General features: G+C 71.2%; 12 protein-coding genes. 1 reads left to right on the forward strand and 11 read right to left on the reverse strand.

The window, feature by feature from the left end; translation table 11 throughout:
• Positions 1 to 94: 94 nt before the first annotated feature.
• The 11 genes from mtnB to ACIBP6_RS15975 form a co-directional block, all read right to left on the reverse strand.
• Positions 95 to 754, reverse strand: a complete 660-nt coding sequence (mtnB, locus tag ACIBP6_RS15925) for a methylthioribulose 1-phosphate dehydratase (RefSeq protein WP_397052715.1) — start codon at positions 752 to 754, stop codon at positions 95 to 97.
• 10 nt (positions 755 to 764) lie between these two features.
• Positions 765 to 1,505, reverse strand: a complete 741-nt coding sequence (mtnC, locus tag ACIBP6_RS15930) for an acireductone synthase (protein ID WP_397052717.1) — start codon at positions 1,503 to 1,505, stop codon at positions 765 to 767.
• A complete protein-coding gene (locus tag ACIBP6_RS15935) occupies positions 1,502 to 2,098 on the reverse strand; it encodes a 1,2-dihydroxy-3-keto-5-methylthiopentene dioxygenase (RefSeq protein WP_397052718.1) in 597 nt (198 codons plus the stop codon). Before ACIBP6_RS15935 ends, mtnC begins: the two co-directional genes overlap by 4 nt.
• Before the next feature lie 106 nt (positions 2,099 to 2,204).
• Entirely contained in the window at positions 2,205 to 3,017 is an 813-nt protein-coding gene (locus ACIBP6_RS15940) for an S-methyl-5'-thioadenosine phosphorylase (protein ID WP_397052720.1), read from the reverse strand.
• The gene (gene mtnA / locus ACIBP6_RS15945; RefSeq protein WP_397052722.1) at positions 3,014 to 4,651 is read right to left on the reverse strand and encodes an S-methyl-5-thioribose-1-phosphate isomerase; all 1,638 of its coding nucleotides are present in this window, start codon (positions 4,649 to 4,651) and stop codon (positions 3,014 to 3,016) included. The genes ACIBP6_RS15940 and mtnA overlap by 4 nt, the downstream gene beginning before the upstream one ends.
• A gap of 30 nt (positions 4,652 to 4,681) precedes the next feature.
• Complete coding sequence (locus tag ACIBP6_RS15950) at positions 4,682 to 5,785, reverse strand: hypothetical protein (protein ID WP_397052723.1); 1,104 nt, start codon at positions 5,783 to 5,785, stop codon at positions 4,682 to 4,684.
• Between the two features lie 25 nt (positions 5,786 to 5,810).
• On the reverse strand, positions 5,811 to 6,671 hold the full coding sequence (locus ACIBP6_RS15955; RefSeq protein ID WP_397052725.1) for an alpha/beta fold hydrolase: 861 nt from the start codon (positions 6,669 to 6,671) through the stop codon (positions 5,811 to 5,813).
• Positions 6,672 to 6,696: 25 nt separating this feature from the next.
• Positions 6,697 to 7,788, reverse strand: a complete 1,092-nt coding sequence (locus ACIBP6_RS15960; protein WP_397052727.1) for a DUF3419 family protein — start codon at positions 7,786 to 7,788, stop codon at positions 6,697 to 6,699.
• 92 nt (positions 7,789 to 7,880) lie between these two features.
• Complete coding sequence (locus tag ACIBP6_RS15965) at positions 7,881 to 10,535, reverse strand: aminotransferase class III-fold pyridoxal phosphate-dependent enzyme (protein WP_397052729.1); 2,655 nt, start codon at positions 10,533 to 10,535, stop codon at positions 7,881 to 7,883.
• 30 nt (positions 10,536 to 10,565) lie between these two features.
• Entirely contained in the window at positions 10,566 to 11,612 is a 1,047-nt protein-coding gene (locus tag ACIBP6_RS15970; RefSeq protein ID WP_397052731.1) for a 3-oxoacyl-[acyl-carrier-protein] synthase III C-terminal domain-containing protein, read from the reverse strand.
• Positions 11,609 to 13,672: an AMP-binding protein gene (locus tag ACIBP6_RS15975; protein ID WP_397052733.1), complete on the reverse strand. Its 2,064-nt coding sequence runs from the start codon at positions 13,670 to 13,672 to the stop codon at positions 11,609 to 11,611. The genes ACIBP6_RS15970 and ACIBP6_RS15975 overlap by 4 nt, the downstream gene beginning before the upstream one ends.
• A gap of 792 nt (positions 13,673 to 14,464) precedes the next feature.
• On the opposite strand from ACIBP6_RS15975, the gene ACIBP6_RS15980 reads away from it, so the two are divergent.
• Positions 14,465 to 15,649: a flavin reductase gene (locus ACIBP6_RS15980; RefSeq protein WP_397052734.1), complete on the forward strand. Its 1,185-nt coding sequence runs from the start codon at positions 14,465 to 14,467 to the stop codon at positions 15,647 to 15,649.
• Positions 15,650 to 15,745 lie beyond the last annotated feature (96 nt).

Below are 15,745 nucleotides of genomic sequence, written 5' to 3' on the forward strand. Positions count from 1 at the left end.
GTCCGGTCCTCGGGGTGACCGGTCTTCCGGGTGACGCCTGCGGGCAGGGCGGCCGCCGCACGGGCGAGGCCCCGCTCCGCCCGCGGGGAACGGCTCATGACTGTCCTCGGCCCGAGGGCCGGTGGCGCGGGGGCCCCGGCGGACGCTCGGCGAGTTCCAGCTCCAGCAGCCATTCCACGACTTCGGTGTGGTGGCGGGCCTGCCGGGGATCGGCGCCCCACGCGTACAGGCCGTGCCCGGCGACGACCGCCGCGGGCATGAGGGGATTGCGGGCGGCTTCGAGCCGGTCGCCGAGCACCGCCATGTCCTGGCTGTTCTCGATGACCGGCAGGACGACGTCCTCGTGGTGCGCCGCTCGGCCGACGCCTTTGAGCATCTCCAGGTCGCGGAAGACGATCCCGTCGAGCCTGCGCCGCGCGACGGCGACGGCGGCGATGCTGTGGACGTGGACGACGGCGCCCGCGCCGGTGAGCCGGGCGATCCGGGCGTGCAGAGCGGCCTCGGCCGACGGTCTGCCGCCGTTGACGGCGGCGCCCGAGTCGTCGACCAGCACCGCGTCGGACGAGGTCAGTTCACCCTTGTCCAGGCCGCTGGCGGTGACCGCGAGACGCAGCGGATCACGGCTCGTCACCATGGACAGGTTGCCGGACGTACCCCGCATCCAGCCGAACGAGGCGAAGCGGGCCGCCTCGGCGGCCAGCACCGCTCCCGCCTCCGTCAGGGCCAGATCGCCGGAGCTGTCGATGTCGTTCACCGGGTGCCTCTCATGACGTGTTCCTCGCCTCGCTCTGCTGGGCCCGGCCGATCCGGAGGCCGGCGAAGGACTCGACTTCGGGGTGGCCGGCGGCGCCGTGCCGGTGGTAGGGCTCGCCGGGCCGTCGCACCGCCGCGGTGAGCCAGCCGGAGGCCCGCGCGGCGTCGAGTTCGGCCGGCCGGTCGGACAGGAACAGGGTCCGGCCTGGCCGCGTGCCGATCGCCTCGGTGATGGCCCGGTACGAACCGGGTGACTGCTTGGGGCCGGCGTTCTCGGTGTCGAACAGCCCGTCGACGAGGGGCAGGAGGCCGCCCCCTGGGCCGTGGGAGAACCAGTCGCGCTGGGTGGCCACCGACCCGGACGAGTACACGTAAAGCCGCACGCCCGCCTCGTGCCAGTCGCGTAGGGCGGGTGCCACGTCGTCGAAGAAGTGCGGGACCAGGTCGCCGCTCGCGAAGCCCTCGGCCCACACGATTCCCTGCAGCGTCTTCAGCGGCGTGGCCTTGCGGTCCTCGTCCAGCCAGTCGCCGAGTGCCCGCTCGACGCGTGCCGCGTCCGCGCCCGGATCGCCGAGCAGCCGGCGTGCCTGGTCCATCGCGCGGCGTACGGCGGGCTCGTGGCCCCGGTCGGACAGCAGTGCGCCGAACCGGCGACGCGAGTACGGGTAGAGCACCTCGGTGACGTACGCGGAGGCGCTGGTGGTGCCCTCGATGTCGAGCACCACCGCGTCGGCGTCGAACGTCAGGTTCACGCGTCCGGCTCCGCGGCGCGGGTCGCGTGGATGGTGTCGAAGTCGGGGAAGCGGGAGGAGATGTCGGAGCCGGTGAAGGTGCCGATCCAGCCGTCCTCCTCGTGGAAGAACCGGATCGCGGTGAAGGACGGCTCGGTGCCCATGTCGAACCAGTGCCTCGTGCCCTTGGGGACCCCCAGCAGGTCCCCCTTCTCGCAGTACACGGCGTGCACCTCGCCGCCCACGTGCAGATAGAAGATCCCGGCTCCGGCGACGAAGAAGCGCACCTCGTCATCGTCGTCGTGGGTGTGCTCGGTGAGGAACTTCTCGCGGGCGGCCCGGGCGCGCTGCGGCCAGTCGGGGTCGTCACTGGGGTGCAGGGCGACGACGTCGACGGTGACGAAGCCCCCTTCCTCGCTCAGCGCGTCGATCTCGTCGCGGTACGCGGCGAGGACGGTGTCGGCGTCGGCGTCGGCCGGGACGTCCTCCCGCACCGGCCACTGCTGGTGCCGCACCCCGAGCGGGGCGAGGGCGGCGGCGATCTCGGCCGGGTCGGACGTGCGTCGGATGACGGTGTGCGGGCCGGAATCCGGCCAGGTGGTCAGAAGCGTCATGGGGGCTCCAGCGCTGCAGGGATCAGGAAGGAGGGCAGGAGTGAAGGGCGGGGACGTGGACCGGGTGCCGGAACAGCAGGATCGGGAGTCGCCGGGACGGCGCGCGTCACGGAAGCTCGAACGGCAGGGACAGGCCTTCGAGCGCGGTGGCGCAGGGACACGTGCGATCCTCGGGCAGCAGCCGCGCCGCCCCGACGATCACGTCCCGCAACCGATCGATGTTGGCCCGGAACACCCGGAACACGGTCTCCTGGTCGACGCTCTCCCCCTGCTGCACGCCCGCGTCGTGGTCGGTCACCAGCGCCACGGCGGTGTAACAGAGGGCGAGTTCCCGGGCGAGGACCGCCTCGGGATGACCCGTCATGTTGATGAGCGACCATCCGGCCGCCGCGTACCACTGGGACTCGGCCCGGGAGGAAAAGCGCGGGCCCTCGACGACGACCATGGTTCCGCCGTCGTGGGCCTCGGCGCCGAGGGACGAGGCGGACTTGAGCACGGCCGTCCTGCCCTCCTGGCAGTACGGATCCGCGAACGGCACGTGGACGGCTCCCGTGTCGTAGTACGTCTGGATCCGGCCGCTGGTGCGGTCCACGATCTGGTCGGGCACGACGAGGCTGCCCGGCCCCAGCTCCGGGCGGAGCGACCCGACCGCGCAGGGAGCCAGGATCCGCCGTACGCCCAGGGAGCGCAGGGCCCACAGGTTCGCCCGGTAGTTGATCCTGTGGGGTGGAAAGCGGTGGTCGGCGCCGTGCCGGGGCAGGAACGCCACCCGCCTGCCGCCCACGTCGCCCACCGCGAGGGCATGCGAGGGTTCGCCGTACGGCGTGGTGACCTCGATGTGTTCCGCGCCGGTGAGCAGTTCGTAGAACCCGCTGCCGCCGATGACGCCGATCTCGGCCCGATGCGTCCGCGTGCTCATGCCGTCGCCTTCCTGTCGATGCCGTCCGCATGGCCTGCTCCGCCGAGTCCGGCGGGGTCCGCCTCCGGCACGTCGTGCAGGACCAGCAGGGGGTGGCGGGACAACCGCTCGCTCCCGCCGAGCCCGGCCAACGCCACCAGCACGGCCATGCCCGCCGTACGGGCGCCGCAGGCCTCCACCAGAGCCGCCGCGGCCGCCAGCGTCCCTCCGGTGGCCAGCACGTCGTCCACGCACAGCACCCGTTCACCGGGGGCGATCGCGCCCTTCTGCACCTCCAGCTGATCGGTGCCGTACTCCAGGGCGTACTCGACCCGGTGCACAGGACCGGGCAGCTTCCCCGGCTTGCGGACGAGCGTCAGCGGCAGGCCCGTGCGGGCCGACACCGCGGCCCCGAGGAGGAATCCGCGCGCCTCCACGGCGAGGATCCGGTCGACGCCGCCGAAGTGTCCCGCCACCGCATCGGCGAGCTCGGCGAGCAGGCCGGGTTCGGCGTACACCCCGGCGAGATCGCGGAAGACGATCCCGGGCTCCGGATGGTCGGGGAACGCGGACAGCAGCCCGGCGATCCTGGCCGACAGGGAGCGTGCCGTCGTCCCCGCCACCCCGGAGGCGGGGCCCGTCGCGAAGTGGCCGGTCACCGTGCGCCGCTCCGAGACGGTCCCGGTGATGAGCCCGGCGGGCGTGACGTCGAACGCGGGGTTGAGGACGCCCGCGCCGGCGGGCGCCACGGCCACGCCCCCGACGTGGGTGATCTCGGCTGGATCGCGTTCTTCGAGGAGAATGCCCGACCCGTCGGGAAGCGACCGGTCCCACGTGGACTCGGGGGCGACGACGACGAAGGGCACACCGTGGTGGGCGGCCGCCACGGCGAGCCCGTAGGTACCGATCTTGTTCGCCACGTCGCCGTTCGCCGCGATGCGGTCGGCCCCCACCAGGACGCAGTCGACCAGCCCCTGGGCCATGGCGGCCGCCGCGGCGGAGTCGGCGCAGATCCGGTAGGGGACGCCCGCCTCCCCCAGCTCCCAGGCGGTCAAACGGCTGCCCTGGAGCAGCGGACGGGTCTCGTCCACGAGGACTTCGGCGACGTGGCCGCGTCCGGCCAGTTCCAGGATGGCCCCCAGCGCGGTACCCGTCGCGGCGGTGGCCAGCCGCCCCGTGTTGCAGTGGGTGAGCAGGCGCAGCGGGCGCCTGGCCGTCAGCGACAGCACCAGGTCGGCCGCTCGCCGGGCCGCGACGCGGTTGGACTCCGTGTCCTCATGAAGCATCGCCGTCGCCTCGGCCAGCACGGCCTCCGGACCGTCGGCGAGCCGGCCGAGCGCGCGGCGGACCCCCCACTCGAGGTTCACGGCGGTCGGGCGCGCCGCGGCGAGGCGGTCGGCGTCGGCCGTCACCGCCGCCGCGGCCTCCTCTCCCGCGGACCTGTGCAGTCGTGCGGACAGAGCCACGCCCAGGGCGCCGGCCAGGCCGATGGCCGGCGCTCCGCGGATGGCCAACGACCGGATGGCGTCGATGAGCTCGTCCACCGTGGTCAGGCGCAGCAGGCGGTATTCTCCCGGCAGCGCCCGTTGGTCGACCGCGACGACGGCGTCGCGGTCCCAGCGCAGCGAGGGCGTTCCCGGCTCGTCTCTGTTCACATCGCCTCCGTGAGGCTGGTCAGGGGGTCGTCACGGGATGATGAGGGGCTCGCCGAGGACGAAGCGGTCCAGGGCGTCGGCCATGGCGCTTCTCGACGGGGGATGGAAGGCCAGCGCCCGGACCGCCGAGAACAGCGTCGCGCTGACCCCGCTGACCATGTACGGCGTCCCGCCGAGCAACTCGGTGGCGAGCGCGGCCACCCGCTCGATGGTCCGCTGGGCCGAGTACCGCACGTACAGCGCACGGGCCACGCCGGCCGGATCGTCCTGCCCGAGCTCGCACGCGCGCGCGACCGCTTCGAGCGAGGCCATGACGGTCTCCAGCTCGCCGACCAGTTCGACCCGTTCGGCGGCGGTGCCGCGGCGCCGCTCGAGCACCGTCTCGACCAGTCCGCTGGCCGCGCCCACGTAGCTCGCCGTGACGAGGAGCTCGAAGGTGTGGAAGGCCGTCGACAGCGCGGCGTTCAGCGACTGCGGGTCGCCCAGGAGGGACATGCACTCGTCCGGCACCTCGACGTCGGTCAGCACCACCTCGTGCGTCTCGGAGCCGACCAGCACGGGCGAGCTGCGGAACGGTCTGACCGAGAGCCCTTCGGCGTCGGCCGGAATGATGGCGAGCGCCATCTCCGAGCCGTCCGTGTCGGCGGAGGACAGGGCGACGCTCGCGGTGAGGAAGTCCATCGACTCCGCGAGGCTGCACGGCTTCTTGGCGCCGTTGAGGCGCCACCCCTTCTCGAGGCGCTCCGCCCTCATGGTGGGTGCGAGCACGCTGGCGCCGGGCCTGCCCTCCCCGAAACCGGAGGCGATGTACAGGTGGTCACCGGCGACCGCGCGGAGCAGATCCTCGGTCGCGGCGCACGGCGGCATGGCGAGCACCGTGCAGACGTGCATGTTGACGGCGACGGCCAGCGACGGCGACCGGGCGCCGAGCACGCGCTGGATGTGCAGGGCGTCGACGAGCGACGCGCCGAGGCCGCCGAGCTCGCCCGGGACCACGAGGCCCGGACCGCCGGCCTGCCGGAAGATGCGCAGGCCCGGTGACGTGGCGGACTCCAGCTCGGCCGTTCCCGTCTCCCGGAGCTGCCGGTCGAGGCCGGGCAGCAGGCGTTCGGCCGTCGACAGTTCATCGGTCATGAAGTGCGGGGGCAATGCCTTTCCCTCATCTCGTGTCAGCTTGCGGCCTTCCGTCGCCGGCGGCGACGAATTCGGCGATGCGCGCGGCGAGCCATTCCGGCTCGTCGAGCGAGACGAACGCGCGGGAGTTCTCCGCGATCGCGACGGACGAGTGCGAGAAGCAGGACGCCAGCCGCTGTGCGTGGTGGAACGGGAAGAGCGGGTCACGCCTGGACCAGACGACGAGCACCGGCCGGCGGAACCGGTGCAGCTCCTTCGCGACGGCCTCGGTGACCTCGGGCCTCAGTCCGCGCAGGAGCTTGGCGAAGTCCCGTTGGACGCCGCGGCTGCCCGGCAGTTCCCCGAGGAGTACGTCCAGGAGCGCCGGGTCGGGCGATCGCCGCGACACGAGCAGCATCATCGCCCGACGGACCAGATCCAGCCGGAGCGACAGCGCCACGGCCCGGACCGCGCCCGGCACGTCGGCCAGCAGGCGCATCGGGGCCAGGAGCCGGGGCGGACAGTTGTCGAAGGCGTCCGACGGCAGGAGCACCAGCCGGTCGAACAGGTCCGGTTCCAGGGTGACGGCGATCTGCGCGATGGCTCCGCCGGTGTCGCTGCCGATCAGCACGACGGGGGGTGGAAGCCGCCGGGCGAGCTCCACGACCCGCTGCGCGTGGGCCTGGAGGCCGCAGTCCGCGTCCGGTTCGAGCGGTGTGCGGTGGCCGCCCAGTGGCAGGTCGGGCAGCACCATCCGGAACCGGTCGCGGAGCCCGGGGATGAGCGGGTCCCATACGTGTCCGTTGACCATCAGTCCGTGGACGAACAGTGCGGTCGTCCCCTGCCCGACCTCTCGTACGTCGATCTGTCCGCCGGTCGTCAGGACCCGGGTCTCCTCGTCTGTCATGCGGTGTCGTACTGCCTTTCTCCGCTCAGCCGCGGGAGGTGAAGACCTCGAGGTCGTAGACGAACGCCTTGTCGTCGTGGGTCAGTGACGAGCTCAGCGTGTCGTCCCGGCGCAGCGTCGCGCGGGCGTCGTCCGGCAGGCCGTGCTTGGCCAGGAAGTTCCGGTAGCAGACCCGGCCGCCGGGTCTGACGGTGCGCGCGACGTGCTGCATGATCAGGTGGAAGTCCGCCTGGCCGACGCAACTGGTCACGTCGGACAGGGAGAACTTGTCGAACGAGGCGTCCGGAGCCCGCCGCAGGTACGTGGTCAGGTTCTCGGTGACGATCTCCACCTTCGTGTCCGCGGCGCGGATCGCGTCGTAGTTGTCCCGGAGCAGGAAGTGCGGCAGCGTGTCGCGGTCCGGGTACTTCCCGGTGAACATGAAGGCGATCCAGTGGTTGTCCCGGGCGAGGTGGTTCATGAAGGTGTGGTGGACCCGGTCCAGCACGTAGCCGCCCACCGAGTCGACGTCGACCGTGATCTGGTAGCCGGGGTCGTTCAGCACGGTCTTGAGCATGCGTTCGGAGAAGCCGTACCGGATGATCGACCGCCACAGGGGCCCGTCGATCCGCTGGCGGTAGACCGCCCGCTGCTCCTCGATCGTGGAGGCCGCGAACAGGTCCCGCACCGCACGGCCGAAGAAGAGCCGCATCGTCGGCGCGACGACGCGGGTGTAGAACTTCTCGTGCCTCCCCGCGAGCAGGACCCCCTGCCGCACCGCCCTGCCGTGCCGGGCGAAGTACCGGAACGCGTCATGGCTCATCCGGCTCTGCAACTCCTGGAACAGTTTCCACCGGTCTGGGCACGGGTCCACGCCGAGGAACTGGAGCAGCGAGTCGTAGTCGAAGTGCCGGATCGCCGCCAGCTTGAGTTCCAGCAGGTAGTTCTGTCCGGGCGAGGTGTCCACCGACACGACGGAGCGCGGGGCGTTGGCCACGAGGCTCAGGGTGCGGCAGCCGCTGCCCGTGACGCTGAGCACGTCGTCGCCCGGCGAGACGTCCAGAGCCCGCATCTCGGAGTCGGAGTCCTCATCGCAGGTGCTGTACAGAATCCATTTCTCGGCTGCCTGGGAGCTCATGATGTGGTTTCAGTCCCTCTTCTCGGGCGTTCTCGGGTCTGTGCATGGGTCACGGGTCGCTCGGATGGGGTGGTGGGTCCCCCAGGGGCCGGTCACGTCACGAAGAACCCGTCGCCCGCCATGTCCGTCAGGCTGAGGTCGAACGCCTTGCCGACGACGGCCAGGTCGTCGTCGGTGTGGGCGGCGCTCAGCAGGAAGCTGTGCAGCTCGGGCAGGTAGACCCCGTGCTTGCGCATGTAGTAGGCGAGCGCGATGGTGGCCTTGAAGTTGCTCCCCGCCATCCGCTCCCGGTAGACCCCGGCCGAGCGGTGACTGAAGTTGAGCGAGAAGATCGAACCCCGGGCGTTGATCCGGCAGGCGATTCCCCGTTTACGCGTGCTCTCCTCGAACTCGGCGCGCAGCCACCGGGTTCTCGCGTCCAGGTCCTCGTAGAGGGTCGGATGGTCGCGCAGATGCGTCAGCACGGCGTTGCCCGCCCGGCAGGTCAGCGAGTTCCCGCTGAGCGTGCCGCCGGCGAACGCCTTCTTCTCGTAGTCGAGGAACGGGTCCTCGGAGCTGCGGGCCATGTCCGTCAGCTCGGCGCGGCCCACGACCGCGCCGCAGGGCAGGCCGCCCCCGATGATCTTGCCCAGGCAGGTGAGGTCCGGCTCGATCCCGGCGATGGTCTGCGCCCCGCCGTAGGCGACGCGGAAACCGGTGACGACCTCGTCGAAGACGAGGGGGATGCCCAGGTCGGCGGTCGTCCTGCGGAGCGCTGACAGGAACTCCTCGTCGATGGCGGCGGTCGAGCTCGGCATCGGCTCCACGATGACGCACGCGAGCCGGTCGGCGTGCTCGCGCAGCCGGTCGAGGCCGCCGATGTCGCCGTACTGGAACACGAGCGTGTTGCGCACCACGCCGGAGTCGGAGCCCAGGGTGCCCGCGATGGGCTCCGGTGCGTGCTTGTCGCCGGTGAACCGGAACCAGGAGCTGACCATGCCCTGGTCCGAGAAACCGTGGTAGTGGCCCTCGAACTTCACCACGACGTCACGCCTGCGGTAGGCCCGGCAGAGCCGCACGGCCAGCAGCACCGACTCGGTGCCGGAGTTGCACAGGATGGCCTTCTCGGCCGCCGGGAACGCGTCGACGAGCAGCTCGGCCAGCTCCACTTCCGGCTCGTGCCCGATGCCGTTGACGTTGCCCGCGGTCACCCCCGAGATGATCGCCTCGTTCACGACCGGGTGGGAGTAGCCGAGGATGTGGGGGCCGTACCCGCCGGAGAGGTCCACGTACTCGTTGCCGTCGAGATCGCGGATCCGGCCGCCCGCCGCGTCCTTGACGAAGACGGGATACGTGCTGGGGAAGAAGTAGCGGTTGATGTGGGTGGGCGCGACGAGGGAGTTGTTGGCCCGGTCCCGCATCTTCAGCGAGGTGGGGATCTGGGTGCCGAAATGGGCGTCGAACCGCTCGCGCACCTCCTTGCTCATGTAGGGCGAGTAGCGGTCGGTGAATCTGCGGGCGTTGTCCCAGATGTTGATCTCCGGGTCGAGCTGGGTGGCGAACCCCTCACAGGAGAGGAAGACGAGCTCGACCTTGGTGAAGCTGGAGGTGTAGCGGGCGCCGTACCTCTTCAGCAGGTCGCTGACGTCCCGGAAGTAGCCGATCGTCGACCAGCGGTTGGACACGACGTCGAAGTGGTGCTCGAGCACCGCGGCGAGCTCGGCGCGGTAGGCGTCCCACTTCCGGCGCAGGGTCCGGGTGCCGGTGACGAAGTGAGCGGTGAAGCGCTCGACGGCGACGTCCCACTCCTTGCGGGTGCACGCGTAGTAGAAGGAGGACAGCCCCCACTTCTCGTCCTCGGTCAGCTCGACCGTGATGCCGTAGTCGAGCAGCAGCAGCTCGCCGGACTCGGAGAACAGGATGTTGCCGGGATGCGGGTCACCGTGCGACAGCCCGTGCATGTACAGCATGGTGTAGATCGTGTCCTGGAGCCGCCGGGCGAGCTGCTCCTGCGGCATCTGGACCTCGTGCGCGGCATTCCCCCGGATGCCCTCCATGAACTCCATGGTGAGCATGCGGGGCGTGACGAATTCCGGGATCACCCGGGGCACCCGGACGTAGGGATGCCCCTCGAAGTTGCGGTACACCGCCTTCTGCCGGGACGCCTCGTGCAGCATGTTGGCCTGGGAGCGGAACAGCGTCGCGATCTCGCCGAAGCGTCGCACGGCATCCGCGTCGGCGACCGCGGAGGAGGCCCGCTGGGCCAGGCGGACGGCCGCGCCCATGGCCCGCAGGTTCTGGTCGATCTGCCGGGGGACGCCGTCCTTCACCAGCTTCACGGCGACCTTCTGACCGTCCAGCAGCCGCGCCGAGTGGACCTGTGCCACGGATCCGCTGGCCACCGGCACGGGATCGAACTCCCGGAACACGCTGTTCATCGGCGCGCCGAGCTCGCGTTCGATGGCGGCGCGGCTCTGGGGGGCGTCCATGTGGGGCGCGTCGTCCTGCAGGGTGCGCAGCGTCTGGACCCACTCCGGGGGCACCAGGTCGGAGCGTGTGGCGAGCAGCTGCCCCATCTTCATGTAGACGGGGCCGGCCTGGACGAGGCAGTCGAGCAGCCGTTCGGCCTCCTCCGTCCGCAGGTCCTCGCGGGGGCTCCGGATGCGCGCCGCGGTGTAGCCCACCAGATGGGCCAGCGCGTGGACCACGGGCTTGGCCGGGAAATTCGCCGGGAGATTCCGGGCGAACCTTCTCGGGGAAGCAGACATGTTCTTTCCCATCCTCATCGACGCTCCCGGTCAGTACACGAACGAGAAGGCGCTGAACGACATGCCGGCGCTGCCGACCCATCCGATCGCGCGGTCACCGCGGCGCAGCCGCCCTCCGCCCACCGCGGAGGCGATGGCGGCGGGCACCGACGCCGAGACGATGTTCCCGGTGTCCTGGAAGACGTGGTGGATCCGCTCGCCCAGGCCGACGTGGTCGGCCATGTCCTGCCACCACCGTTTCGACGAGGCGTGGGTGAACACGGCCACCGCCTCGTCCTTGGGGGCGTCGAGCCGCTTGAAAACCTCCAGGACCTCGTCCCGGCCGGCCTCGTGCAGGTCGAATCCGTACGAGGTGAACCGCTGGACGCCGTTCTTGGCGATCTTCTCCGAGGGCGTGACGCAGAAGTCCGCGTAGTCCGCCATGGGGACGTTGCACAGGTCCGCGAGGTCGGGCCGCGAGGCGAACGCGAACGTCCACGGCTCCGCTCCCTCCGCGGTGAGCACCGTGGCGGTGGCGGCCTCGCCGAGGGTGAAGGCGGGGAAGGTCCAGGTGAGGGCCTCGGGATTGCGCAGGGCGAACACGTGCGGGTAGACATGGCCGGTCGGACGCAGGCTGAACTCGGCGTTCACCACCAGAGCGGTGCGGCACGCGCCCGAGCGGAACAGGCCGTCGACGAGTTGCAGCGCGCGGGTCCAGCTCATGCAGGCGTCGAGGATGTCGAAGCACTGCGCACGCCTGAGGCCGAGCGCGACGGCTGCGTGGTAGGCCCCTCCCGGTTCGAGGAACCCCCTGCCCACTCCGGTGTAGATGACGATGTCCACGCTCTCCCGTGCCAGCCCTGCCTCGGCGAGGGCCTGTTCGCCCGCGCGCACCAGCAGATCGGCGGGACGCTCGTGGTCCTCGGACCACCGGCGGCACTCGGACCCCGAGTACGCCAGCCAGAACTCGATCTTCCGGAGGGTGTCCTCGAGGTCGCCTTCGAAGACGGGAGCGCTGTGCTCGCGGACGAGGCCGACGACGTCCTCGTTGGTGACGCGCCGCGAGGGGAGGGCGGCGGAGACGGCGGCGATCCTCATCGGTCGCTCCCTGTGGTGGCCGCGGGGCTGGTCAGCCGGCCGGCGACGCGGCCCGCCAGTTCGTCGACGGACGCCGAGTCCCACAGCCACTCGTGCGGCAGGCGGGTCCCGGCCCACTTCTCGAGACTCTCGTGCAACTCCATCAGGTGCAGGGAGCTCAGTCCGTGCGCCGCGAGCGACCGCCGCGCGTCGACCTCCGCCGTGCCCTTCAGCACCTTGCGGGTGATCCAGTCCACGATGTGGGCCCGGCCGGCGTGGTGGAGCGCCGCGGCGGCGGACCCGACGTCGGTGTTCTCCGGCCCCGGCGCCGCCGGGGCCGCGCCGGACGGGTCGCCCGCGGACGGGACGGTGTCCCCGCCCGTGCGGTACCGCAGGGAGAGCCGGCCTTGCAGGTACTCCGACCGGCATCGCCGGCGCTGGATCTTTCCGCTGGTGGTCATGGGGATGGCGCCGGTCTCGGCGATGGCGACCGTCACGGCGATCTCGTGCCGGCGTGAGATCGCCTCGCGGATCGCGCGGGCGACGTCCTCGGCGGGGGTCTCGTCGCCGCGGTGGCATTCGGCGACGACGACGACGCCCTCAGGGCCGTCCAGCTCCGTGTCGAACGCCGCGATGCGACCCCGGCGGATGGCGCCGTGGCTCGCCTCGGCGGTCTCTTCCATGTCGTGGGGGTAGTGGTTGACACCGTTGACGATGACGAGGTCCTTGATCCGTCCGCAGACGTACAGCTGGCCCTCGCGGTGGAAGCCGAGGTCGCCGGTCCGCAGGTAGGCGTCGGAGTCCTCGCCCTGGATGCGTGCTCCGAACGTGGCCGCGGTCTCTTCCGGGCGACCCCAGTAGCCGCGGGAGACGCTCGGGCCGGCCACCCAGATCTCCCCGACGTGGCCGTCGGGCAGGCGGCCTCCCGTGTCCGGGTCGACGATCGCGACGGCGGTGCCCGGCTCGGTCGTACCGCAGCCGACCAGAGCGCGTCCGGCGGTGTGCTCCACGGCCGGTCCGCCGGGGGAGACGGCGTCGAAGGCGCCCCACGCCAGCGGCTCGCCGGGCCGCTTGGTCGTGACCTTGAGCGTGGCCTCCGCCAGGCCGTACCCGGGGCACAGCACGTCAGGCCCGAGCCCGTACGGGGCGAAGGTCCGCTGGAAGCGCTGCAGCGTCTCCAGCCGCACCGGCTCCGCCCCGTTGCAGGCCATCACCAGGGTGCCGAGGTCGAGACCGGCGCGTTCGTCTTCGGTGGTGCCGTCGACGCACAGGTCGTAGGCGAAGTTGGGAGCGGCCGTGTGAGTGCCGCGGTGGTGTGCGATCGCCTGCAGCCAGCGAATCGGCCGCTGGACGAACGTGGCGGGCGCCATCTGCACGGACGTGCAGCCGAGGTAGACCGGGAGCAGCACCGCGGAGACCTGGCCGAAGTCGTGGAAGTGCGGGAGCCAGGTCACCAGGCGGCTCTCGCTGCCCACTTGCCAGGTACGGGCGAGTTCCGCGCACTGCTGCAGGGCGTTGGCGTGGTCGATGATCACGCCCTTCGGCGAGGACGTGGACCCCGACGTGTACTGCAGGTAGACGATCCCGTCCGGGGCGGCCTCGACCGGCAAGCCGTCCCCCGCGGGCGGCGCCGAGAGGTCACCGTCCGGAGTGTCCGTCGCCAGCCAGGGCAACTTGCGCACCCGCGCGTCCTCGTCGAACAGCCGCTGCTTGTGCGCGCCCAGCTCGGTGGTGAGCACGGCGGCGGCGGCGCAGTCCTGCGCGATGGCCTCGATCGTGTGCACGGTACGCGGCTGCGGCGCGTAGAGCGGGACGCTGATGAGGCCGGCGTACAGGCATCCGTAGAACCCGACGACGTAGTCGAGGCCCGGCGGGTACAGCAGCAGGACACGCTCGCCGGGCTCCGCCACCTCCAGCAGACGGGCGGCCAGCGCACGGGCGCGGTCGTGCAACTCCGCGAAGGTCAGTGTCGCCCTCTCGTCCAGGTCCCCCTGAAGAAACGTGAACGCGGGCCGGCCCGATCCTGATCGGGCGCGCTTCTCCAGAATGCGGGAGAAGTCGGTTTCTGGTACGGGAATCACGCGGATCCTACCCCCAGTGATGGCACGACGAGACGAGGCGCCTGTCGCTGTGCAGGCCCGGAAAAGGGGACATCGCATGCCGGACGGGCTGCACGGACGGCGATCGAGCGCGAGAAATTTCCTGGACCGCGAAATGGCCCAGGATGATTTTCAGTCGTTTGACGCCCCCGTTGATCTTTGACACACAGCGTGCCATGAATCGACGAGCCCGAACAATGACGACAGTCGGAAAATCCCGTCGGCCGATCTTCGCAGTTCGCGAAGACGTGCGCCGATCGCGCCCGTACACCACCGGCACGCTCCGTATCCATCCAGGTCACAGGCCTGCTACGGAGAGGTTGGTGGCCATGACGGAGCATTACTCAGTTTGTTCCCACGGTTTCCGACGAGGCCATGCGACATTTTCCAGGGGTCTTCGCCGAGTGCGAACATCGAGTCGCGACACTTCCGACTGTTGTCATTGTCCGGACCGCACGGCCAATGGCAGAATCCTCGTCCGGGGCGGCGGATCTGTCATTGACTTGTCCGCGGGCATGACTTTCTTCGCGCATCACGGCTCGTTCCCGTGCCGGCCGGCATATACGATTCCACCGCGGTCGGAATCCGCTTCACTACCGGCCTCCCATCAGGCCGCCCCGCCGAACCGCTCAAGGTGCATCCCGCCCGCCGACTGAAGGGAACTTCAGCCGTGGAACCGCTCAGAACCCAGGTGGCCGAGCCGATCACCTCCAGGACGACCCGCGAACGCCCCGCAGCGGGTCCGATCCGCGCACACGACACCGCGCAGGGCCGGTGGTCCGCGACATCCGCCGCGGCCTTCCCGGCCTCCCGGGCCGTCCCGGCCTTCCGCTGTTCCGCGACGACATCCCGGACGGGCACGTGAAGCTCTTCTGCCTCACCCGAGCCGACGGCCCGGCCGGGCTGCAACCGCTGCGGGTCGCGCTGCAGCCCGACATCGACGTCGTGCCGATCGAGCCGTCCGGCGGCCGGCGCGGCGACAGGCCGGGCGAGCCGTCCCCCGAGCGCGCCGCCGCCCTGATCGCGAACCAGGCGGGCGAGGGTTCCTACGCCGTCTTCGGCTGCCATCTCGGCGGCCCGCTCGTGTACGAGGCCGTTCGCCGGCTCGTGGAGGCGGGGCACCGGCCGCCGCACCACCTGTTCGTGTCCGCCGGACCCCTGCGGCGCCGTCACGGCGACGGGGCGGCAGCCGGTGAACGCCCGTGGCTCAGCCCCACTCCCCCGGGGTCGTCTCCCGGCCTGAGCTGTCCGGTCACGGTGGTCACGGGCGGTGAGGAATCCGCCCTCACGGAACAGGCCGTCGCGCAGTGGACCCGGCTCACCAGCGGCCCCGTCACCCGATGGGAGCTCGCCGGCGTGGACCACTCCCGGCCTGAAGGCATGAGCGGGACCTTCGCCGCCCGAATCCGCTCCGCCCTGCTCGGGGACGGCCCAGGCCACGAGGGGCGGCCGCTGGACCAGGACCTGTTCCGGGACGCCATGGCGCACCTGGCCGCGCCCGTCACCGTGGTCACCACCGTGGGCGGCGACGGACGGCCGCATGCCTTCACCGCCAGCGCCGTGTGCAGCCTGTCCGCCGATCCGCCGCTGCTCCTCGTGTGCGTCAACCGGTCCGGCAGCGCTCACGACGTGTTCACCACCGCCGACCGCTTCCTCGTCAACGTCCTCGGTCACGAGCAGGCCCACGTCGCGCGTGCCTTCGCCCGGCACCTGCGCGCGGAGGACGAGGCACGGCTGGCGACCCTGGAGCTGGGCCTGCCCGGCCTGCCCGACGCCTCGGCCCGATTCGCCTGCACGCGGCAGGCAGTCCTGCCCGGGGGCGATCACAGCATCCTCGTCGGCCGGCCGGAGCAGGTCGCGTTGTCCGGCGCGCCACCGCTGATCCATTACCGACGGGGCTGGCACCAGCCGGCGGCGCTGCCCGCCCAGCGTCCCTCGCAACCGTTCCGGCGGGTCTGATCACGTCCGCCGCCGCAACACACGTCCTGTGACGCCCCCCGAACACCCCGACCACGACCGCGAGGCCGTGATGTGACGTACGTGTTAAACGTTTTC

The organism is Nonomuraea terrae (genome assembly GCF_044465245.1).
Taxonomy (GTDB): Bacteria; Actinomycetota; Actinomycetes; order Streptosporangiales; family Streptosporangiaceae; genus Nonomuraea; species Nonomuraea terrae.